Source organism: Tateyamaria sp. Alg231-49 (assembly GCF_900143535.1).
Classification (GTDB): Bacteria; Pseudomonadota; Alphaproteobacteria; order Rhodobacterales; family Rhodobacteraceae; genus Tateyamaria.
Genome location: NZ_FRFA01000028.1, coordinates 1 through 21986 on the forward strand (window position 1 = coordinate 1; position 21986 = coordinate 21986).

Here is a 21986-nt window from a genome sequence, read left to right on the forward strand (position 1 = left end):
CAAACATGGCTCGAGGCGTTCAAAAAATGCCAGGACTTGCGCCCGTCTCAGCGCGCGGTTGAATACAACCTCACCATGGTCGTCGATACCGTGGATCTGAAAAATGTTCTTGGCTAAATCTAAACCGATTGTTGTAACTTGCATTGGGTGGCTCCTCTCAAAAGCGGTTCATAGCAGCTGCAATATGGCGCATTACGACGCCGGGTGATGCAGGAGCCATCCACCCCATCCGCAACTCAGACGTCCGATGCTGACGCAGCGAATGACCGGATTGGATTTGAGGCAATTCGGTCGCGTTGAATGACTGCTTTCAGGAAATCGCGCTGCGGTGCCGCGAATTGTTCCACAATTTGTCGGACGCCCGATCACGAAGTTCGCTGCACCAGCATCAGGCAGCTTTGTCCGCATAGCAGAAGTAGACCGATTTTTCGTCGGTGTCCGCATTTGATGAAACCAGTCGTTCAGGACCAAAACATTGAATTTCCGTTCGTGAACGACTGCTCAACGCCATATAGCCGACGGTCGCCAAAACTTGGTGAACGACCGCTCAGAGCCCATAGTGCTCATGCTTGATCTTCGCAGCATTTGTCGCGAAGGTTGGGACGCGGATCAATCCAGTATGCCAAGCGCGGCGGAGCAAGACGGTCCACGGCTGGAAAACAGTAAGGCACTGTCAGAGCAAATTAGCTTGAGACGGGCAGGGCGGTTTTGTAGCGTTCAGGCATGACCAAACCTGATCCATTTCGCTATTTCAAAACGAGCCGTGAGATAATCCGCCTGGCAGTGATGCTGTACGTGCGGTTTCCATTGTCGCTCCGCAATGTGGAAGATCTGCTGCATGAGCGCGGCATTGATGTGAGCCATGAAGCTGTGAGGTTTTGGTGGCATCGGTTCGGTCCGATGTTTGCCGCAGAGATCAGAAAGCGGCGGATTGCGGGCATGAAATCCAGCAAGTGGCGCTGGCATCTGGATGAGGTGTTCGTGAAAATCAACGGCGAGCGGCATTATCTATGGCGGGCTGTCGATCATGAGGGCGAAGTCCTGGAAAGCTTCGTAACAAAGACACGCGACAAGAAAGCCGCATTGAAATTCTTAAAGAAAGCAATGCGTAAGCACGGCAGTCCTGACGTGGTCGTGACGGACGGGCTGGCATCGTATGGCGCGGCTTTGAAGGAGATTGGCGCTGCAGGCAGACAGGAAACCGGTCGCTGGTTGAACAATCGTGCCGAGAATTCTCACCTGCCTTTTCGACGACGAGAACGGGCGATGCTCCGCTTCCGGCGCATGCGAAGTTTGCAGAAATTCGCCGCCGTCCACGCTTCCGTCTACAATCCCTTTAATCAGGAACGCAGCCTTTCAACGAGACCAAATTTCAAGCTCAACCGCGCCGCCGCTCTGGCTGAGTGGCGTGGTCTTGGCGCGAGTTAATGGACAGTGTCTCTGCCCTTGTAGAGACCAGTTCGAATTAGTCTGCCAGCACCAACGGTTCGGTTCTGGTGGAATAGATTTGGCCCGATGTTCGCCGCCGAAATCCGCAGAAACAGGGTCAGCCGTATGCGATCCTATTCGAACTGGCAGTGGCACATGGACGAGGTATTCGTGAAGATCAACGGCGATACGCATTACCTGTGGCGTGCTGTGGACCACGAAGGCGAAGTGCTGGAAAGCTATGTTACTAAGCGTCGGGACCGCAAAGCTGCGTTGAAATTCCTCAGGAAATCAATGAAACGATACGGCAGCCCAGAAGTTATCGTTACGGACAAACTCCGATCCTACGGTGCTGCGATGAAGGACATTGGAAACGTAACGAAACAGGAAACGGGTCGCTGGTTGAACAATCGTGCTGAGAATTCTCACCTGCCGTTTCGACGACGAGAACGGGCGATGCTCCGCTTCAGGCAAATGCGATGTTTGCAGAAATTTGCCGCAGTTCATTCATCAGTCCACAACCACTTCAACCAGGAACGCCACCTCTACTCACGAGACAATTTCAAACTCAATCGCACCGCTGCTCTCTCCGAGTGGCGTCAGCTTTGTTCCGGATAAGTTCACGCGTTCTGCGGTAAACTGAGACTGGTTCGAATTGGTCTGACAGCACCTGTGAGCGACATTACCTTTGGCGTGCCGTGGATCACGAGGGTGAAGTTCTGGAAAGCTTCGTCACAAAGACTCGTGATAAGAAGGCCGCCTTGAAATTCCTAAAGAAAGCAATGCGTAAGCATGGCCGGCCCGAGGTGATCGTCACGGACCTGCTGCGCTCATATGGCGCTGCGCTGAAAGAGATCGGCGCCGCAAACAGGCAGGAAACTGGTTGCTGGCTTAACAATCGGGCCGAGAATTCCCATCTGCCTTTTCGACGACGAGAACGGGCCATGCTCCGCTTCAGGCGCATGCGAAGTTTGCAGAAATTCGCCGCAGTTCACGCATCTATCTACAATCATTTTAATCAGGAACGCAGCCTCTCAACTCGAACGAATTTCAAACTCAACCGCGCCGCTGCTCTTGCTGAGTGGCGCGGTCTCTGCGCGAATTAATGGACAGTGTCACTGTCCTTGCGGAGACTGGTTCGAATTAGTCTGGCAGCACCCAACTTGTCGTTAAACTTGAACCTGCGGGCCTTCCATGTAACGTATTTATGAGGACTAGGGGACCCAATGAATCTACGCGCGCTTTTTTTCACCATACTGCTTTTGCCTGCGATGACCTTCAGTAGTTCAGTTTTCGCCGAAAGCTGGAGAGCTGTCAGCCAAGGCAACAATCATGCTGCCATCTACAAAGATGTAGTGATTGTCGAAAATGAACCCGGAACCGGTCAATGGTACCTTGCCTTTGGCATTGAACCAAATTCCAATGTAAGCAGCCCTAAGGTGACATTGACCGCACCTGATGGAAAGCTCATGTTTTTTGAAGTGAACACTGAATTCACAGAGGTGTCCCCGCGGCCCGAAGCCGGGATTGGTATCCTGAGGTTCCCAATCAACCATAGCATCCTTGAGCTATTGCAGTCACATTCCTCGATCACTCTGAAACTCGGAGAGGTCGCGTACAGAAGCCCGCTGAAAGGGTCTCGCGCAGCGATTTCGACAGCCCTGGAGCGCGTGGCCCATGATGTTGCGGTTGCGGATGACGAGCAACACGCCATCGCACAAGCCGAGTCAGATGCGGCTCAGCTCAAAGCCCGTCAGGCAAGGGCCGTTCCGTTGGGCGGAATCCGGCCCTGGACCTACAGAGGGCAGAAAAACGCTGGAACTTTGGCGGAAAGTTTTGAGTCATCAGCCAGTGTAGATGATGAGACAATGAGCCTGGTCTACTTTCCTATTGATGATGCTTTCTTCCTCTGGTTCACCTACAATGGAGATCAGAGTTTCAGTCAGAAACACGCCGAAAGAGCGGAGATATTCATTCGCACCAGTGATGTGTCCGGAGGTGGACGCTACGAGAGCGATTATGTGTTCAAGGGCCACACAGTGGCACAACCTGACAGCAATCCAAGGCAACCCCAATTTGTCGTCACAAGACTGTCGCCAGAAGACATACGGGCCCTGCGCCTATACGATGGCAAGGACATCGGTGCCGGTTATTTCATTGGCGAAGATTGGAAGACCTACCGATTGCCAGGCAAAGACTTGTGGAAGTCTTTTGTTGAACTGGCAGTCGCAGTAAACCGCACAGACCTGTTAGAATGAGGCTTACGCCAGATGATCGCGGAAGGTTCGTAACGCGGAGAAATACTGTGCTTGTTAATGGCCAGTCAAAGACGTTCAAATCGGTGAAGAAGACTTCAGAACTCACTTATTTCGTTGCGAGTGGCTCTTCTAAAACTTAAGGCCGACTTAAACTGTGGGGAAGCCCATTGTAGGATTTCGGGCATTCAATAGGAGGGAACATGCCATGACAAAACTCAAGTGCTTTGGCCCATTTGTCGTTCTCATCGGGCTGATCCCATCAATGGTTTGTGCTCAATTGGAGATGTATCATAAATCCGACTTGGACCGACTTGGTCTTTCATATGATATCTTAGCGGGTGCCCAAAGATTGTATGAACGCAAGCTAGAATCGATGCTGAGTGATGGATTGAGCCCCGCCGAGCGAGGCCTTTTGCAACAACAAATAGAGCTGTCAATGTTTTGCATCGTCCAACGAGAGTACTTTTCCAATATCTCAATGCTTGGAAATGATTCTGAGAGATTTGCGGATCAACGCGATCTACTGAAAATAGATTACACCGTGTTTGCTGACGCGTTGCAACGATTTGACCTTGCCAACCGCGCCGACATGGAGCGGCAATACCACGAAAGTTTTGATGTGTATCGTGATCAACTTCGTAGCATTTATGCGCGCTACGATGCCGATGACCCTGTAGCAGCGCAAGAAATCAGCGATTTGACCACCAATTGCAAAGGTAAACTTGCAAGCATTGATCAGCTCCATAAAGCCGCCAATTAATCAGTCCGCAGTGTCAGAGGAAACTGATTGGGGCACTGTCAGAAGAAACTGACTTGAGCCGGGCAGGGCGGTTTCGTAGCGTCTAAAGATGACAAAATCTGATCCATTTCGCTATTTCAAAACGAGCCGTGAGATTATCCGCCTGGCAGTGATGTTGTACGTCCGGTTTCCGCTGTCGCTCCGCAATGTGGAAGACCTGCTTCATGAACGCGGCATCGATGTCAGCCATGAAGCCGTCAGATATTGGTGGCATCGGTTCGGTCCGATGTTCGCGTCCGAGATCAGAAAACGGCGGATTGCGGGCATGAAATCCAGCAAGTGGCGCTGGCATCTGGATGAGGTGTTCGTGAAAATCAACGGCGAACAGCACTATCTCTGGCGGGCCGTCGATCATGAAGGCGAAATCCTAGAAAGCTTCGTCACAAAGGCACGTGATAAGAAGGCTGCGTTGAAATTCTTAAAGAAAGCAATGCGTAAGCACGGCAGCCCCGACATGATCGTGACGGACGGGCTGGCATCGTATGGCGCGGCTCTGAAGGAGATGGGCGCTGCAGACAGACAGGAAACTGGTCGCTGGTTGAACAACAGGGCCGAGAACTCGCATCTGCCGTTTCGACGACGAGAGCGGGCGATGCTTCGGTTCAGACGGATGCGAAGTTTGCAGAAATTCGCCTCCGTCCAGGCTTCAGTCTACAATCACTTTAATCAGGAACGCAGCCTTTCAACGAGACCAAATTTCAAGCTCAACCGCGCCACCGCTCTGGCTGAGTGGCGTGGTCTTGGCGCGAGTTAACGGGGCAGCTTCACTGTACTTGCGGAGACTAGTTCGAATTAGTCTGGCAGCACCCGTCGCATAGCCTTCTGAAAGAGTATACTTTTTCGCCACGAACCGCATCGTTTAGTTCGCCCGCCGTAGGAAACATCTCAGCCAGATCGGCCGGTGCCTGGACGGCAACATAGTTGCGGTTAGGCTTGGATCGAACGACTGGACGAAGCAGCCGAACGGGCTGTTCGCGTAACCACCAACAGGCCATGCAAAGGAACGTTTCCTCAGATACGTTGTCTCCTGCCCAAACGACAACCGTATCTACATTCGCTTTGCCAATTTTGGAAACTAGGGCATTCCACGGGGTAAAGGCATCATCAACTTTTATACACCAGTCATCATATCCCTCGAAGCAGCGCCGCATGTAGTCGACCCTTGATCGACCATCATCTAGTGGTCCGTGGCTGAAGTCATCAGGTATGCAGAACACGGACCCCGGCATACCGTGATTTCTGCATGCAACTCGAAGGCTCCCAGCCGCACTATCTCCAAGCGCAATATGCAAAAATTCGAGCATCTAGAGCAGAAAAAGCAGAAGATCAGCGGGTCTGAATATTGTCGCGCGCACCGTTATCATTCCCACTCTGCACCGGTCGAGCGCCACGCTTTTTCTTCACTGTCCCAAACGCTGGCTGTCACACACGACGTTGGGTTGATCCCACCACATTGTGAGCCATGCACCTGCGATAGAAGAACTTTTTCAGCCCCAAAAGTCACGATATTCCATCCCTTGTTCAGCATGGAATGGACTTCATCGCTCACCAGAAAATGAGACATACATCCACCTGTTCCGCAGTAAAGCGAAGCCGCGGTAGAGCACGCAAAACCAAACTCGTTTAGAACCCAGTCGCTGTACAGGTCCCCATCTAGATCAACTCTCTCGACGGCCCCCCATCCCAGACCGAACTCACCATTGTCGAATTCTTCACAAGCTTTCTTGGCAATCTCGACTTTGGCCTGCAATCCTTTGGGCAACTCTTTCACATCAGCCGCGTTTGCAGGTCCGAACGAGGCAATACACAAAGCAGCAAAAGCAGAAAAAAGCCTGGCAAGTCTCAGAACTGGAGAATGGCGCAGTGAACTGGTGACAGTCGTCAGTTGCATTGATCGTACCGATAGTCACCGTACTCCAACCAGTTCTCAGAACCTTCCTTGAAAACCAGAAACTCAGATCTGTCCTCTCCAAGGAGCGCTACTACAAACCCCTTCGGCGGCTCCGAGTTTCCGAAATAGCTATACGCAGTCATCGCCCTTACTGTATCTCCATTGATGGAGACAATAGCATCCCAGTCCCCATCCGGGTTTTCGAGAATTGCGTATTCGATCTGGCGTTTGATCCCACCGCCACCACAATAAACAACGCCCTCGGGTGCTTCATACTGCGTTGAGGTTGAAGTGGATGCGCTTCCTCCACACGCGGCACGAAGCTTTTTGATCGCCGAACCGGAGCCCTTCAGGTCAAAAATTCCATATGTGACTTCCTGATCGATCATGGACAGGTTGACCGAGACATTTGCTGCGATCTGGTCAAGCACGAAACCGTAATCTTCCATGCTCCTAAAGGCCACTTCGACCGGATAATTATCCACGATTTGCAGGTCAGCGTTCTCGCGGCCTACCTGGAAAGAACCAACTTCAGTCGTCCCATTTTTCATAAAGCGAATGGAAATCCCCTGTTTCGCTATGATATCCTGACTGTCTTCGTAGCCAGGGGGCGCAAAGCGAATACGGTCACATTGCAGTTCCAATGTCGAGTTATTGGCCTGAACGTAAGCGTTGGGTGCAGGGGTGGAGCTGTAAACCCATTCGGCAGCGGCCGTCGTTGCCGTCGTTAATGTTAGCGCCAGCGTGCCCACGGCGATCATGATATGGTGCTTCATCTTGCCTCCTTAGAGAGCGGATATTGGGATTTCCGAAAGCCGGGAAATCGGTAGGCGATTATGGAGAGCCGGTTCACCGGCTCTCCTTTGGGCAAAGTGGTTAGCCTTCACCGAGATAGAATACGTTGTTAGCATTTCCTGCCACGTCAGTTTCACAAACCCAAGGCTGTTCGGCGTCAGGAACTTTCATCAGAAAACTGTATCCGTCTTCTAATTTGGTCACATCAGATACGCTGGTCCCCGAAACGCCCACTACCTCATTGGTTTTGGCGATACAGTTTAGCTCAGCCGCCGCTGTGCTTCCCATTGATTGAGCCGTCTGTTCATCACATGCAGTCAGCAAAACAAGGGAAGCACCTGCCAATAGAACGCCATACTTTTTCATTTTCTTTCCTTTTCAGAGTTAAGTTTCAGCCCAGAATACTAAGCGGCTTATGCTGTTCAGTTGTCATCACGCCGGAGGGCCGTATTCGTTTGCCCCTTCGTCGGATGGCCGGGTCAACCACCAGATCATCAACACCGACAGAATTAGTTGTAGGATGGATACCACCATAATCCCGGTTCCCCCCAGAAATGCTGCTGGACCTCTGAGTGCCTCAGGATCTTCAACGCTTTGTTCCAGAGCCGAAAATGCGACAACTCCTGTCATTAGCATAACCATGGTTGCAATGCTAAGAGCCATGGGAAGCAGCAAATACCATCCAGGCTTACCGGTATCATGCAAGCGTCTCCACCCAGCAGCCAGCATAGGGATCACAACACCAAGCTGGAACACGCTGGACAACACGTGTGTGCCTTCACCGGTTTCAGGATTGGAACCAAAAAGAAGGCTGTCAACAACAGCCAAGAGCGCACTCGTTACAACGACGAAAAGCACAAACCACCAGTACTCCGGTCGTGTTGCGCGCCCTGAAAACACAAGGTACTTTCTAAAACATGTCTTGATCGTGTCGCTAAATCCCATCTGTTCCTCCTTGCAGTTCACTAAATTCGCTTAACTGAATAAAAACGGTACCATTTTCAAAGTGACAATCAAGAAGTTGCACCTGGTGAATTCTGACCTGCCCGCCGAAACCTCACTAGAAATGATCAAATCCGTCTTGGCTCGCGTGTTAAAATCTCCATGAAACCCTCAGGCCGCCCCCAAATTCATCGCCATAGGTGTTTTTGGTGTAGACAACTCCAGCAGACACATCGACAGAACGACCAGGCGCACTTCTGAGGCCAAGACTGATCGAAACAGCATCAGGACCACGATGCGTTCCAAAAAAGGACTGCGAGACACCTGGAGAGGATGCAAACGCAGCGATTATCTCGTGCGCACTGTCCCGCGCAGCAAGGAAGTCGTGTTCATACCGAAGGGAAGCAATCGGCTCGAGGCCGCCAGCAAAAATTGGGCCTGTCGCATTCAACCCGATGCTTCCGACAAGACTCTCTGCTGTCGCATTCTGGATCGCCAATGCAGTGTCGCTCGGGCCACTTTCAGAAAAGGCGTCTTGGTCGTAGCGTGCATAGCCCAAGCCAATCTCCGGCGACACGCTCCAAGATCCGCTGGTCAGAAAATTGGTGTACTCGGCGCGAACTTCTGCTTGAAATGTTCGGCTGTCGTAATCGGCATTATGAATGTTTGATACTGTGCCTAAGAAGGCTTCGCGCGTGGCTTTTGTATTGGCCCAAGAAAACCCAGCCATGCCCGTAAATGACCAGTTGGGAACATCGTACTTCCCATAAGCACCAACGTGGTAAGCATCCGACGAAAGATCCAAAGATGTGGTTGATGACGAATGCTCATCCATTGAATAACGTCCGTAGCCCAAAAAGGCTCCAACGACTGCATTTCCATTTGACCAGAGATCCGCGCCCAACACGACGTTACCGAGATTATAATTAAATCCCGCCAAATCACCGTTTTTATCTATAGTTCCTTCCATCAACCCCGAATCTATCCAAACTCTGCGACCCTCATCGGTCAAACCCTCGACCCGGTTCCCTCCTGCGGCGCTGCCCCGCGCGCTTCCAAGAACCATATTGCGCAAGTGATCTCTATGTTCCAAAGCAACCGTCATGTTGGATGCATAGGCCTCGGGATGGAGGGAATTTAAGTAGCTGCCAACTTGGCCGTTGGTGAGTTGATTGAGTGTATTGTTGATCGTGGTGTTGCCACTATTGCCTGCGCTGGCAGCGAGTTGAGCCGCACCCTGCTGGTTGGCAGTCGTTGCGGAGGGGTGCGTGAGTAAGGAATTATTGTTTTGTTTTTGGGCGTTTAAGGTGAGGTCAGGCTTCCCGTTTGTGTTGGTATCGGTGATGGTAAAGTCGATCAGTGCAGGGATGTCGGCCCCTTCGACCAGGGGCGCGCTGGCTCCATCGATGAGGGTGCCGGCGACACCGCTGTTTTGTGCCTGTATGAGGGTGAAGGTCTGGCCATCAAGTTCGTCGGCGGTTAATGCCTGAGTGAGGCCGACGTTCAGTGCACGCATTTGTGTCAGGGTGACATCGCCATCGCCGTAGAGTATGCGATCGTTACTGGCGCTGCCACCGGTGACGTCAAGACGGACTTTGAGGGCGCCGCCATCAGCACTGGTTGGCTGGTTTAAGAAGTCGGGCTCGAAGAGTATTCGGTTGTCGGTGACGAGCGTATAGACATTGTGGTCGTTGAAGCCGAAGTCCATGACACCTTCTTCAAGGATCGAGATCAAGCCGTTGCCGTCAATAGTGCCATTGGCAAAGTAATTACCCTCAATGTAAATAGAGCCCTCATTGTTAATAACGCTATTAGGGCTTTGATACCATTCGCCACGACTGTTGACGCGGAAGTAGCTGAGATTATCTACATTTAAGTCGAAGAGTGAGGTGTTGCGACCAGTGTAGCCGTTGAGTGCGAAGGTGGAATCTGCGAGATTGATCGAGGCGTTGTGACTGGCTTGCATCTGTGAGTTGACCGTAAATATCGTGTTTTGCAAATCCATCGAGGACGCATCTTGTATTATGAGGACATCGACGCTGCTCTCGGCAATGTTGTGCTGGGAAAATTGTGTCGAGCCACCAAGGTTGTTTAGGTGGAGCAACCCTTTGCCGCGAATGCCAGAGTTTGTGTCGCTGCCATCCAGACTGACGTTGCCAAGGGTGCTGATGACACCGTCGGTGTTGAGTACGAGTACGCCCTGATTGCCGAAGCTCAATGCGGTATTGGTGAGTTTGATCTCTTGGTTGACTTGTAAGGTGGTATTGATACCGAGGTCGATCGCGCTGCTGTCGAAGGCAATTTCTTCGACTTCGAGTAAGGTTCCACTGCCTTTGAGGCGTAGCTTGGAGCCATTGGTAAACTCTAGATTGTCTGTCGAGTTCATGTAGACATTGGAGTAATGTAGAAAGAGTTCGCCATCGATCGTGCCTTGGATTGGGCCTCTGAAGTTGACTCTTCGGCCGGGGATGCTGGTGACCCCTAGATCGCCGGAGTAGAACAGCTCGAAGCTTGCGCCACTTGCGATGTTGAGCGTGAATTCAGAGGGGCTGATGTTGCCTTTCCATCCGGTGAATTTGTTGACGCCAGATTGCACCTGCAGAAGCATGGGAGCGCCGGCTTGGGGCAAAATCTCAATGTCCCTCAGGTCCATGGTGGAGTTATTGAGTGTCAGGCTATTATCGTTGCCAATAAAGATGAGCTTTACCGCGTCGCTATTGAAATCGACATTGTTGAGTGTCATGTCGGAGATACGTAAAAGGCGCACGTAACCTCTGCTGAGATCGCGGTCACCACCGCTGAGATTTGTGCCGAGTAGGTCAACTGACATTCGGCTTGCTGCCAGCGGGTCATTAAAGGTGACGTTTTCCCATACATTATAGAAGTCAGGTTGCTGGTAGGTGAGATCTTCTTCGAAGTAGAGTTTCACTTCGGTGGTATCCTTGAAGAGCAGTGAGTCATACTTTGGATCACTGGTACCGATACCGCCGAGAACGTTAACAAAGCCTCCGTAGTTGAGTTCAAGCGTGTCCGCGTAGGATGCCGTACTAAAGGCGAGCGATATGATCGCCGGAAAGAGTATGATTTTCATATTACTTGTTACCACTCAATCATCGGGCCGGCAGTCGACTTGACCAGCCGGTTTGTAAGTAGCCTTGTTGTCGCCAAAGGAAGACTCATTTTGCGCCCACAAGACGCTTGACGGTTCTGACGCAGACTGCGCCGGCCAGCGTGGCGACTCCGGCCAGAACGAAAAGCCAGCCGAGAGCCAGAAAATGGAAGGGCTCCTGCAAGACGCCGTTTTCACCGACAGATGCCCCCTGGGCATCATACACAGCCCAGAACACCAATCCAATGGCTAGCAGAGCCAGAGAAAGCAGTGTGAGTTTCGTCATGGTCTTACTCCTTTCTAGCCAGCTCAGGTGGCGCACCCGAAAGACCTGAGCGTCAGCACGCCAGAAAGAAAACGCTCTGGGCGCCAGGGACTTTGGCTTAATTCTTGGCTGCTTCAGCGAGGTCCGCCATGACCTTCTCGCAATGCGCCGAAGTTCCGAGGATGTCGCCTTCTGGCTCCCGTCCCTGAAGAGCCATTAAGTCTGATGCGGCCCGCGTCAGTACCTGATCGACCTGTTCTGGCGAAAGCAGTCGTTCGTTCTCAGCGGCTTGAACCGTTGCACATATACCTGCGTTAAGGCCTGAGGCGACCCCGAGCCCTGCTGCGGTCCCCGTCATTGCTGCACCGCCAAACACTGTCCCCAGCACCGCACCTATGACCAAACCAATGATCCCTATAACGGCCTTGCCCATTTTCCGTTTCCCTTTTTGTGCGCGTCGCTTGTCGTCACAGATTGCGCATGACTGAATTTTCGCGCGCAACTTCGCGCTGTCTTCGGGTTACTGTGTCTGCATCCAGCCGGCTTGATACCCTCGGGCAAAATACGGCTCGAAGCGTGAGTCGTAGCCTTCGTGGCGTTGATAAGCCATGCTGATGCCCATGCTGCCATCATTTGCGCCAGCTCTGAAACCGTCCATGTAATATTCGCACTCGTTACCGCCGAGATCAGAAGGGCAGGACGCTTTCATCACAGCTCCACTCGAGGAGCCAGACGTCTCGACGCAGGCGGCAAGGGCAAGTGGTAGCAAGGCCGTCAACAATATCTTTGGCGTTTTGCTTAGCGCCAACATCACAATATGTCTTTGTATACTCATGGTTCTCATTTTCCGAAGACATTTAAACCATTCATTAACCACTTGTTCTTTGGTTGTCGTTAGTTACCAGTCTCAATCCTCTTGTTTGAGAGTCTCAAGTGGATACCAAAAGTCTTATCGACTATCTGTAACGTTCGAACGCCCACTTTAGCGCAGCGATGCCCGGCGAATATTGAGAGATTTTCCCGTGTTCTTGAGCGATGTCCGTTGTTGTCGTGTCATGAGGATTTCGAGCCCACCGACCGACCAAAGACACCGGGGTTACATCAAATTCTTCCTTAAACGCCCGACTGAAGTGAGCTTGTGAAGCAAACCCCCAACGTTCAGAAGCTGCCTTAACAACGCCTCGCACGGGCTGTGCTTCCGACAAATCCCTATATGCATTGTTCAACCGGCGTAAAAGAATGTAGCGGTTCAAACCTCCAAACTCGTTTAGGTGGCGGTATAGTGTCGCTCTGGACAGATTCAATTCTTGGCATATCACGTCCACGCCAAGCCAAGTGTGTTTGAGATTCTTTTCGATGAATCCTTTGACGGTATTCACTTGGTCATACTGCGTATCTGAAGTTTTTTCTTCATATCTTCCATTGGTTAGAACGCTTCTAAGCACCCCGGAGATGCTTTCTGCAAGAGCCGCAGTCTCATTCTGGCTCAAATTTTCAAGCTCCTGAAATGCGGCGTCAATGGTCGCCAAAAGAAAACGTCCGAAGGCAGAATCAAGGCTGAAACTTAAGACTGGCGGATGCCTCGACGGGTCATACCCAAGTACGTGATAGGGCAAAAAGATCGACATCAGTTCGTGATCTGTGTGAACCTCGCTCTTGGGTCGATTTTGATCGATAAAGTGAAGTGAGCTGCTATCCAAGTGGAGTTTTTCACCATCTAACTCAATGGTTTCTCCGCCATACTTATACAACTTAACCTTTATGAAGTGATTGGGGTGCTCCTCGACCAGCATACTTGGTCTGGTTATGGTGTTTGCTTTCGCTCGGAATCGGAAAAATAAGATGTCCTTTGCAAACCACATATGCGAGGCAAATCTATAATCGCTCCCCGCACAGATTGCTGAAGTAAGATCATATGTTTCGTCGGTTATCTCACACCAAATTGCTCGCGCCTGATCTGGCGGCAAATCAAATGTATTGACGTAATAATGTGCAGCCATTCCGTAGCCCTACCAAGCGATGTCAGCAGAGTTTATTCATTCGAGTTCTTTGCTTCCAAATCACACTGTAACTCAGGAAGAAAATAAACGAAACTTAATGGAAGCGCATTTATTAAGAAATCGGGCACTGTCAGAGCAAACTAGCTTGAGACGGGTAGGGCAGTTCCGTACCTTCCGAATATGACCAAACCTGACCCATTTCGCTACTTCAAAACGAGCCGTGAGATTATCCGCCTGGCGGTGATGCTCTACGTGCGATTTCCTCTGTCTCTTCGAAATGTGGAAGATTTGCTCCATGAACGGGGCATCGATGTCAGCCACGAGGCTGTGCGATATTGGTGGCATCGGTTTGGGCCGATGTTTGCTGCGGAGATCCGCAAGCGCCGGATCGACGGCATGAAATCCAGCCGATGGCGCTGGCATCTGGACGAGATGTTCGTGAAGATCAACGGCGAGAGACACTATCTTTGGCGGGCCGTTGATCATGAAGGCGAAGTTCTGGAAAGCTTCGTGACGAAGACGCGCGACAAGAAGGCCGCGCTAAAATTCCTAAGGAAAGCAATGCGCAAACATGGTCGACCCGAGGTGATCGTCACGGACCTGTTACGCTCATACGGCGCCGCACTGAAAGAGATCGGTGCCGCCGACAGGCAAGAAACAGGCCGTTGGCTGAACAACAGGGCGGAGAACTCGCACCTGCCGTTCCGACGACGAGAGAGGGCGATGTTCCGTTTCAGGCGCATGCGAAGTTTGCAGAAATTCTCCTCCGTCCACGCTGCAGTCTACAATCACTTTAATCAGGAACGCTGCCTCTCAAGTCGAACCAATTTCAAGCTCAACCGCGCCGCCGCTCTTGCCGAGTGGCGTGGCCTGTGCGCGAATTAATGGACAGTGTCGCTGTCCTTGTAGAGACTGGTTCGAATTAGTCTGCCAGCACCGCCACTTCAATCAAATATTACGTTTAATATCAGAGACTTGTGGCGCGCGTGATAGATCTCGTCCCCCATTTTATCCGCCATCCCATTTTGGATGGATAGGTTTGTGGGCCGTCTCGCTGCCCGAAGTTATTCTGACACCAAAGTAAACATGCCCCCACCCCCTGGACCACCCCGGCCGGCACCTCGTTTTTCATTCTCAGACGTCAAAAGACAATCTGTAGATTTTTGATTTCAGACCTTGGTTTTGGGTCAGAGTACATTGGAGCAACAAAACCAGTGGGGTGCCTCAAAGCGGTCGTTCACGCCCCGAGGTGCCGAAGACCGCTGTGCGGACGAAGCTGCCTGATGCTGGTGCAGCGAACTTCGTCACCAGGCTTCCACTAGATTGTGGAACAATTCGCGGCACTGCAGCGCGATTTCCCGAAAGCGGTCATTAAACGCGGCCAAATTGCACCAAATCCAAACCAGTCGTTCGCTGCGTCAGCATCGGATGTCTCAGCTGCGGGACGAAGCGGTCACTTCGTACCAATCCAAGCAATTCCGTCTCTGACGTAGGCACGTTCGGAAACGCAGCGCGGCATTTACACTTTCAAGGGACCCAGCCTACAGCGAAATGCGGAAACGGGCAAAGCCGTCTGGGCCTTCGCCCGCYTCTTCAATATCGACGTCGACCTGGTCGATGTAAGCGCTGGCTGCAGGTCCCGTGTCGAAGAGGACCGTTGTGCCTTCCATCGGCGCAAAGGACCAGTTGCTGTCGGCACGCGGACTGATCGTGCCTTTTTCGACAATGTAGCGCACGATCACATCGCGGTTGGTGTCGGGCCCTTCAAAGACTGTGGTCTCGGCACTGGCACCGGGAAAGCTGCCGCCGCCGCCCGCGCGGTAGTTGTTTGTGGCGATGATGAACTCTGCCGCCATGTCCAGTGGTGCGCCGTTATAGGTCAGGTTGACGATGCGGTTCGCATTCTCGTCCAGCAACACGCCTTTGGGGTCATATTTCGAGGGCTGTGACAGATCGATCTGATACTCGACACCGTCAATCACATCGAAGTTGTAGCTTGGAAAGGCGGGATTCAGCAGCACAACGTMCTGCGCCCCGGGCGCGACCTGATTGAAAATACCAGCCGAGCGTTCCAGCCAATCCTTGACCTGTTGCCCGGTGACCCGCACGGCGCGCGCAGTGTTGGGGTAGAGGTAGAGGTCAGAGACGTTCTTGATCGCCACATCCCCTTTCGGAACATCCGTGTAATACTCTGGTCCGCCGCGGCCACCCGCTTTGAACGGGGCCGCAGCCGATAGGATTGGCAGGCCTTCATGCTTTGTGCCCTGCATCATCTGTTCAATGTACCAAAGCTGCGCMATGGACACGATCTGAACCGACGGATCGTCGGYRWCYRAMGYMAGYGCTTAKGGGTCSRWMTWGSSCAMAYKGCKAMGTAGAGTGTGTCTCATGKYYCRTCTGTAMCSASGCGAGRASCTCTGSAWCGMTKWSAACAAGRSCARTGGTGGACCGGTCTTCGTTGCGTTTGGAAATGGGCCGCGCTTCGGAAACGGCAGACACCACACGCCATTCATTGCCGTCTTTTTCGATCAGCAGATCAATCAGACCCATGTGACTGCCCCAGAATCCGCCCATCGTGGCGGGTGTTCCCATCAGGGTGCCCGCATCCACGTCCGCGCCCGCAAATTCAGCATAACCGGGCGAGGGGAAAACAAGGTGACTGTGGCCGGTCAGAATAGCATCCACACCGTCCAACCCGGCCAGCGGAACAGCGGCGTTTTCCATGCCGTCGCTGGCATCCGCAGCACCGATACCGGAATGGGACAGTACCACAATGATGTCTGCGCCCTGTTCTTTCATCTGCGGGATATAGGCTTTGGCGGTCTCAAGGATATCGCGCGCCTGAACTTTGCCCTCAAGATGGCGACGGTCCCAATTCATGACCTGTGGCGGGGTAAAGCCGATGAGGCCAACCTTGATCGCCTGTTCTTTACCAGCGCCATCGGTGACCGTGTGATCAAGGATGACATAAGGCGGGATAAGCGTCTTATCCTGTGTCGGGTCGCTGCCCAGTTCCAGCGTCACGTTGGCATTCACCACCGGGAAATTGGCCCCTGCAAGGGACTTCATCAGGAAATCGAGACCATAGTTGAACTCGTGATTGCCCAAGGTCGAGGCATCAAAGCCAAGCGTGTTCATCGCCTCAATGATGGGGTGCATGTCCCCGTCTTTCATGCCGCGCTCATAGGCGATGTAGTCGCCCATCGGGTTCCCTTGCAAAAAATCGCCATTGTCGATGAGAAGCGAATTTGACGCTTCGTCGCGAATGCTCTGGATTAACGAAGCCGTGCGGGCCAGCCCGACAGTGTCCCGGGGTTTGTCAGCGTAATAGTCGTAGGGGAACACGTGGACGTGCAGGTCGGTTGTTTCCATGATCCGCAAATGCGCCTGATTGCTGGCTGCGTGGGCGGAAAACGGGTGCAGGGCAATAAAACCCGCAGTGCTTGCAATAAAGCTGCGACGGCTGAGTGTTAAAGACATGATCCTGATTCCCCATTGTTGATCTGATTATTCTAACCATGCGTGTGTGAGCCGTGTGTGTCACCCCAAAGATCGCATTTTCGCAACTTGTCGCTGTTCAGCCAAGATTACACTCACCTAAGTTTTCGAAACAAAACCAAGGTTGCAAAGACCTCCACTGAAATCAATCGAGAAACCTAAAGCATCTGGTAAAATGGGTTCAGACCTGTCGTTCGCTGCGCTCTGCCTGAACGACCGCCTTGCGGGACCAAGCAGTCTTTCGCTGAAAGTGCAGAACCCCCTATTGCGGCCAGCCTAGTGGCAATTTTCATTGGGGGGTAGTACAACCCTCATCTGAGGATAGCCTTGGCCGTCGCCAAGTTTGTCCATGGGTCGTGCTGGCCGAAATACATCGCAGGAGGTTCGATCGAGGCGTTCACCAGCCCCTTTATCGCCAAGATCGCCCCGAGGACGCTGTACTCGGTGGTGAACACGATCCCGTCGGGGATCTCCACAAACTGCCCCAGCAATGCGAAGTTCTGAGACCCTTCGGGAATGACAGGTGGTCGGTCCCCTTCTGCACGAGGCAAAAACTGAGAAATGCCATAGGGCAAGCGACAGGGAACGCAGTACGAGGTGTCAAGGAGTTCTGCTTTTTCGTCCCCGTCCAGGTCGCCCCAGAGATGACCAAGGATCTCCTCCAGAATCTCGCGCCCTGTACACTCATACATTGGCTTTTTCACGAATTGCCCTTCGTTGTCCTCGCCGAGGGCTGAAACCCAGATCACGCAGGTGTCTGCGGCCTGTCCAGGATAAAAGGGTTGCCGATAGGTGTGCAGATGCAAGATCCAAGGTGAGTGCGTAAGGGGTAATGGGCTTTGCCGTCCCATCAACCGCTCTACGAGCCACTGGAACTTTCGCTCAAAAAGGCTGCCGCGGAAGGTCACAGTGCAATGCATCATCCTGGAGAGCGATACATCCCGCAGGAAGCGCTCAGGGCGGCCCAAGTCAGATTGCTTGGCCACCAATTTCTGCCAGAGCAAGTACGCTCCGCTTGGCTTCTCCGGGGGCGACATCGAGACGGGTTGGTCGTGGGACCCATAGGCGTGGTTGGATACGATTGAACCAATCGTCAAGAATGCCCTATCGTGCGGCTGAACCTCGATCGGGTCCATGACCTCACCGTCCGAGCTCTCCAAATGCAAGCGCTCAATCCAGCGCTGTCTGCCGTCGACTTTGAAGTCTGCGTCCGTGATGCGGCAATTGTAGTGGATGTTCACGCCTTTCTCAGTCAGGAGGCGCAACGCCGGCAAGACGAAGGAATGGTAATTCGTGTAGCGGGTACGTTCGAGCGAGGTCATCTTTTCCATGTCGGACATCCGGTGGAAAAAGAGACGCATATAACGTCGCATCTCTACCGCCGAGTGCCATGGCTGAAATGCGAAAAGGGCGCGCCACATGTACCAGTAGTTGCTGCGGAAAAAGGCGTCACTGAAATAGTCGGTGATTTTGGCATCATCGGGAATCGACGACTCCGGTGTTGCCATCAAGCGCGCCATCTGAACTGTCTCAATTGGGCCGAGGCCGAGGTCGTGGCCGCTGTCCTTTTCTCCATCTGCATGCAGCAGGCGGACGACGGTATCGACCTGGCATTCTTCATGGTTGCGCTCATGATCGTCGAGGCAAGAACCATGTTCGTCATAGGGGATAAGCGACCAAAGCTCTTTGGTGCAGCAGTAGACCTTGTCTTCGTACATCCGGCTACCGCGCATGAAATAGACAGGCTTGCCGTCGACCATTTTCATTGAGGCATCCATAGAGCCGCCTACCAGATCTCTCTCCGGGTTTTGTTCGAAAATATGGATGTTCGCCGGATCAAAACCGGCTTTCTGGACCAGATAAACTGCGGCCGATATAGATCCTAGGCCCAGACCGTTGAGATAAACCTTGGTATTGCTGCTGCTATCTTGCATCTGGCCCATTCTACTCTCCTCATTTGAAATGCAGAATAACTCCGGCAAAGCTGTAGGCAAGGTGAACTTTTGATCAGCCAACCGTTATCCTCCAGACTTATCTGATTGTTGTCGCGCTAAGGGCTTATTTGTTTTCTAACCCCATGCCGTTGGCTCTCAGGCGATCTGGTCGCACGAACGAAGAGCGCGAATTAAATTTGACGGCTTCGGGCTCAGAGCGGTCGTTCGCTGCACATTGAACGAACGTCCGCTTTATGGAATGGGTATATGTTCGATGTTTTACAGAACTTGCTCCCCGTAGTACTTTTGATGGCAATCAAGAGAGCTCCAAATGCCGACAAACCGTCAAACCCGTTTCCTTCAAGCAGTCGCGGAAGCGGCGAGTAGTGCGAAGCCCGCAATTCGACGCGGACGCCCAACACCTGATAACCTGACGTCTCAGGGGCGTTCCAAGGGCCTGTCAGCGATGCGCGGGGCAAAACGGTGCCGTGGAATCAACAGAAGCGGCAACCCATGCCAGGCGCCCGCTATGCGCGGCTCTACGAGGTGTCTAAAGCACGGCGGTCGAGTGGAAGTCCCGGATCATCCCCATAACATACGACGTTTCTTTGAAGGACATACTGCTGCTTCGAATACTTCGGGGGCCAGCGAAATGTCGGACCAAGAACATTGGGATCAGTTGCCGTATCGGCTAAAGCGGGAAGTTCTTGATGTTCTCCCGCCCGAGGTAATTGTGAACTCGACAAAACTGTTCCTGGCCGCGCGTGTTTGGATAGAGGTCAGGGGCGGAGGCTACTCGGCTATGCAGCGTTTTTTGAACGCTTTTGTGCGTATTTAGGTACCGCTATGCGCTCGGTAAAAATGGCCATGTTTTGTAAAGGAAGGGGAAATGCACAGTGGGACTCCAGAGGTTCATTTTGTTCTTCGCCCGCTTCTGAGGGTCTGAATTTATGAGCTTTCCTAAATAATTATACCAGCCTTCTTCCCTACGGTCTGGACTCACATAGACCCGCGCAACCCCAAGTGACTTCGGGAACAGATGTTTAATGCGTTTCAAATGTGCTTCGTGAAGCCAGTAGAGATGCGACACGGACAATCCTCCTGTCGCAGTTGAAGCACGAAGCCGCAATTATTGGACTCGGCCACAGCAATGTCTGCTTAGCAAGGAACACTGGACATCCGACTAAAACACTCAGATGACCGCCTTGAGCCCAGAGCAGTCATGGTCTGGCGCCTAGATTTGCAGATCCAGCAATCTAGTTGTCCACATCATCAGTTGCGCCGCCGCCAGAAAAGCGGACGTTTGGTCCGCCCGCAGGGAGGTTCGATGGCGCTATGACCGAGTTGCCGTACTTTGCTGCCAATCGAGAGGATTTCTTAAAGGTCTGCTTCCAAGGCCAGGGATTAGGCGATGCACTCGCGAGGTTCGATTGGGTAGGCTTTTCCCAACCACCACCTCATGCTGGAAGTGAATTGAAAAATGATTTATTGGGAGCCTTATGCGATCCAGAACAATGGAAAAAGCAATTCAGACACTCAGCGCCGGTATCACGAACGAATCAATCCGGGCCGTCGGCCGTGATAACTAAGCTGGCACAAGAAGCAAATTCCACCTAGGCGGGTTTTTCCACTATCAGCTATCGATTCGAAAGGCCATTTTTGCATCGAAATGGCAAATTACAGCAAAAATGGGGCCTTTTCTTGCCAAAGTGTGGCTAAAATTTGTAACTGAACCTACAATAAAACCCGGCGACCTATGCAACGCAGCGCCGTAAATGTAACTAGCAACTGGCTAAGCCAAACGGTGACACAACATGGACTTTAAGAATTTATTTATAGCATCTGCCTTTGTGCTTGGCACCTCATTCACGGCAGCACATGCAGCGACAGTCTGGGCAACACAGATTGACGTAGGCGATGCCGGTCTTGCTGGTGCGGGCTGGGATGCGGAAGCGCAAACTAACACAACCGAGCGGGACAATCCGGGCGACGCTCTTGGTGCCCCCGATGTTTTTACTGATACAGAGGGTGGTTTCTTCTCCATCCCCCAATTAACCGCGGTTGTTCTTGGATTCGGAACGGTTTTCGGCGGTGATGCTAATATCTTCGAAGTTACATTCGGATGTGGTGGACCTACCTGTTCATTCGCAGAGTCCATTGATGTCTACGCGTTGAATGGTGCATACACAGCCGACGATGACGGCTTCACTCTGGCCGACCTTCAAGTTTTGGGTTTTGGTCTCGTAGCCTCTCTGCCGAATGGCCCCGCAAATGTGTTAGGCGGCGCAACAGTCAATATCGGTGGCCCGTTCTCGTACTTGGCACTCGTCGATACGAGCTCAGGCGGTGGAGCCTTTGACGTAGATGCCGTTGGTGTTCAACCTGTACCTCTTCCTGCGGCAGGTCTAATGCTTCTTGCAGGCCTCGGCGGTTTGGGCGCGATGCGCCGCTTTGGACGCCGCAAGTCCTGAGCGACTGACGTATTAACAGGGTAACGAAAGGGCACTTTTTCAGGTGCCCTTTTTATTTGCCCAACTGGTATCAGCGGTCGCTCAAAAGTCTCATTCATGGCCGGAAGCAGAATTTGATAGTTCCGACCGCATTTCCAAAGTGAGTTGCAGAGTTAGCGTCTTGGTTGAGCAATCTTGGTGATTTTCGCCGCGTGTGTATCAGGGTGCTTTGTCCTGTGTGGATGGCTCCCTTTTTGCAAGTCCTATTTGATGATTTGGATTTGTCAGAAGCAGTCTTGTGTTCGGCCTATTCGCGCGACGCACATGGCCGCTGGCCCTGATGGTTTCCACCAACCAAGTCCCATTCCGCAACTCGAACAGCAAGCGTTCAGGACAAAGCACGGGGCGTCTTGGTTTTAGGGCTGACAAAGTTCCATCACTTCATTGGTCTTGCAAACTCCTGTGTTTACGCCGGTGTGTTTAAACGGACCTCACTTTGTATGGCTCATTCCGGTTCAGTACGGCCCAGATCATGCGTGCGGTTTTGTTGGCCATGGCAACAGCCGCCACTCTGCTTGGTTTGCGGGACAGAATGTCTGCAAACCATGGATCAAACC

17 protein-coding genes and 5 pseudogenes are annotated in these 21986 nt (G+C 52.4%); 8 read left to right on the top strand and 14 right to left on the bottom strand.

Features of this window, described 5'->3' with window-relative positions; all coding sequences use genetic code 11:
* A pseudogene (locus tag DHN60_RS22755) lies at positions 1 to 144 on the bottom strand (IS110 family transposase); the annotation flags it as partial.
* Positions 145 to 723: 579 nt separating this feature from the next.
* Between DHN60_RS22755 and DHN60_RS21370 the strand changes: the two are divergent.
* The 6 genes and pseudogenes from DHN60_RS21370 to DHN60_RS21395 all read left to right on the top strand — a co-directional run bounded on the left by DHN60_RS21370 (position 724) and on the right by DHN60_RS21395 (position 5239).
* A complete protein-coding gene (locus DHN60_RS21370) occupies positions 724 to 1428 on the top strand; it encodes an IS6 family transposase (protein WP_108839337.1) in 705 nt (234 codons plus the stop codon).
* Positions 1429 to 1482: 54 nt separating this feature from the next.
* Positions 1483 to 2046: pseudogene (locus tag DHN60_RS21375) on the top strand (IS6 family transposase); the annotation flags it as partial.
* Between the two features lie 56 nt (positions 2047 to 2102).
* Positions 2103 to 2534, top strand: a pseudogene (locus DHN60_RS21380) (transposase); the annotation flags it as partial.
* Positions 2535 to 2690: 156 nt separating this feature from the next.
* A complete protein-coding gene (locus DHN60_RS21385; protein WP_159089333.1) occupies positions 2691 to 3686 on the top strand; it encodes a hypothetical protein in 996 nt (331 codons plus the stop codon).
* 205 nt (positions 3687 to 3891) lie between these two features.
* Positions 3892 to 4446, top strand: coding sequence for a hypothetical protein (locus tag DHN60_RS21390; RefSeq protein ID WP_108839339.1), 555 nt, complete (start codon positions 3892 to 3894; stop codon positions 4444 to 4446).
* Between the two features lie 88 nt (positions 4447 to 4534).
* A complete protein-coding gene (locus DHN60_RS21395) occupies positions 4535 to 5239 on the top strand; it encodes an IS6 family transposase (protein WP_108839340.1) in 705 nt (234 codons plus the stop codon).
* Positions 5240 to 5267: 28 nt separating this feature from the next.
* Here the strand turns inward: DHN60_RS21395 and DHN60_RS22990 are convergent, their stop codons facing one another.
* The 10 genes from DHN60_RS22990 to DHN60_RS21445 form a co-directional block, all read right to left on the bottom strand.
* A complete protein-coding gene (locus tag DHN60_RS22990) occupies positions 5268 to 5789 on the bottom strand; it encodes a DUF1835 domain-containing protein (RefSeq protein WP_108839341.1) in 522 nt (173 codons plus the stop codon).
* Between the two features lie 56 nt (positions 5790 to 5845).
* Positions 5846 to 6376, bottom strand: a complete 531-nt coding sequence (locus DHN60_RS21405) for a hypothetical protein (RefSeq protein ID WP_108839342.1) — start codon at positions 6374 to 6376, stop codon at positions 5846 to 5848.
* Positions 6367 to 7152 (bottom strand): hypothetical protein, encoded by a 786-nt coding sequence (locus tag DHN60_RS21410; RefSeq protein WP_234423741.1) that lies wholly within the window; start codon positions 7150 to 7152, stop codon positions 6367 to 6369. Before DHN60_RS21410 ends, DHN60_RS21405 begins: the two co-directional genes overlap by 10 nt.
* Positions 7153 to 7252: 100 nt before the next feature.
* On the bottom strand, positions 7253 to 7537 hold the full coding sequence (locus DHN60_RS21415) for a hypothetical protein (protein WP_108839343.1): 285 nt from the start codon (positions 7535 to 7537) through the stop codon (positions 7253 to 7255).
* A gap of 66 nt (positions 7538 to 7603) precedes the next feature.
* On the bottom strand, positions 7604 to 8116 hold the full coding sequence (locus DHN60_RS21420) for a DUF805 domain-containing protein (protein ID WP_108839344.1): 513 nt from the start codon (positions 8114 to 8116) through the stop codon (positions 7604 to 7606).
* 148 nt (positions 8117 to 8264) lie between these two features.
* The gene (locus DHN60_RS21425) at positions 8265 to 11204 is read right to left on the bottom strand and encodes an autotransporter domain-containing protein (RefSeq protein WP_108839345.1); all 2940 of its coding nucleotides are present in this window, start codon (positions 11202 to 11204) and stop codon (positions 8265 to 8267) included.
* A gap of 85 nt (positions 11205 to 11289) precedes the next feature.
* A complete protein-coding gene (locus DHN60_RS21430; protein ID WP_108839346.1) occupies positions 11290 to 11508 on the bottom strand; it encodes a DUF3955 domain-containing protein in 219 nt (72 codons plus the stop codon).
* A 97-nt stretch (positions 11509 to 11605) separates the two neighbouring features.
* Positions 11606 to 11920, bottom strand: coding sequence for a hypothetical protein (locus DHN60_RS21435; RefSeq protein WP_108839347.1), 315 nt, complete (start codon positions 11918 to 11920; stop codon positions 11606 to 11608).
* 87 nt (positions 11921 to 12007) lie between these two features.
* Complete coding sequence (locus DHN60_RS21440) at positions 12008 to 12298, bottom strand: hypothetical protein (protein ID WP_108839348.1); 291 nt, start codon at positions 12296 to 12298, stop codon at positions 12008 to 12010.
* A gap of 145 nt (positions 12299 to 12443) precedes the next feature.
* Positions 12444 to 13487, bottom strand: coding sequence for a helix-turn-helix domain-containing protein (locus DHN60_RS21445; RefSeq protein WP_108839349.1), 1044 nt, complete (start codon positions 13485 to 13487; stop codon positions 12444 to 12446).
* 180 nt (positions 13488 to 13667) lie between these two features.
* On the opposite strand from DHN60_RS21445, the gene DHN60_RS21450 reads away from it, so the two are divergent.
* A complete protein-coding gene (locus DHN60_RS21450) occupies positions 13668 to 14372 on the top strand; it encodes an IS6 family transposase (protein ID WP_108839350.1) in 705 nt (234 codons plus the stop codon).
* A gap of 656 nt (positions 14373 to 15028) precedes the next feature.
* On the opposite strand, the pseudogene DHN60_RS21455 reads toward DHN60_RS21450, so the two are convergent.
* A pseudogene (locus DHN60_RS21455) lies at positions 15029 to 16967 on the bottom strand (bifunctional 2',3'-cyclic-nucleotide 2'-phosphodiesterase/3'-nucleotidase).
* A gap of 329 nt (positions 16968 to 17296) precedes the next feature.
* Positions 17297 to 18928: an oleate hydratase gene (locus tag DHN60_RS21460; RefSeq protein ID WP_108839351.1), complete on the bottom strand. Its 1632-nt coding sequence runs from the start codon at positions 18926 to 18928 to the stop codon at positions 17297 to 17299.
* A gap of 1805 nt (positions 18929 to 20733) precedes the next feature.
* Between DHN60_RS21460 and DHN60_RS21470 the strand changes: the two genes are divergently transcribed.
* A complete protein-coding gene (locus DHN60_RS21470) occupies positions 20734 to 21390 on the top strand; it encodes a VPLPA-CTERM sorting domain-containing protein (protein WP_108839353.1) in 657 nt (218 codons plus the stop codon).
* Between the two features lie 459 nt (positions 21391 to 21849).
* Here the strand turns inward: DHN60_RS21470 and DHN60_RS22760 are convergent.
* Positions 21850 to 21986, bottom strand: a pseudogene (locus DHN60_RS22760) (IS110 family transposase); the annotation flags it as partial.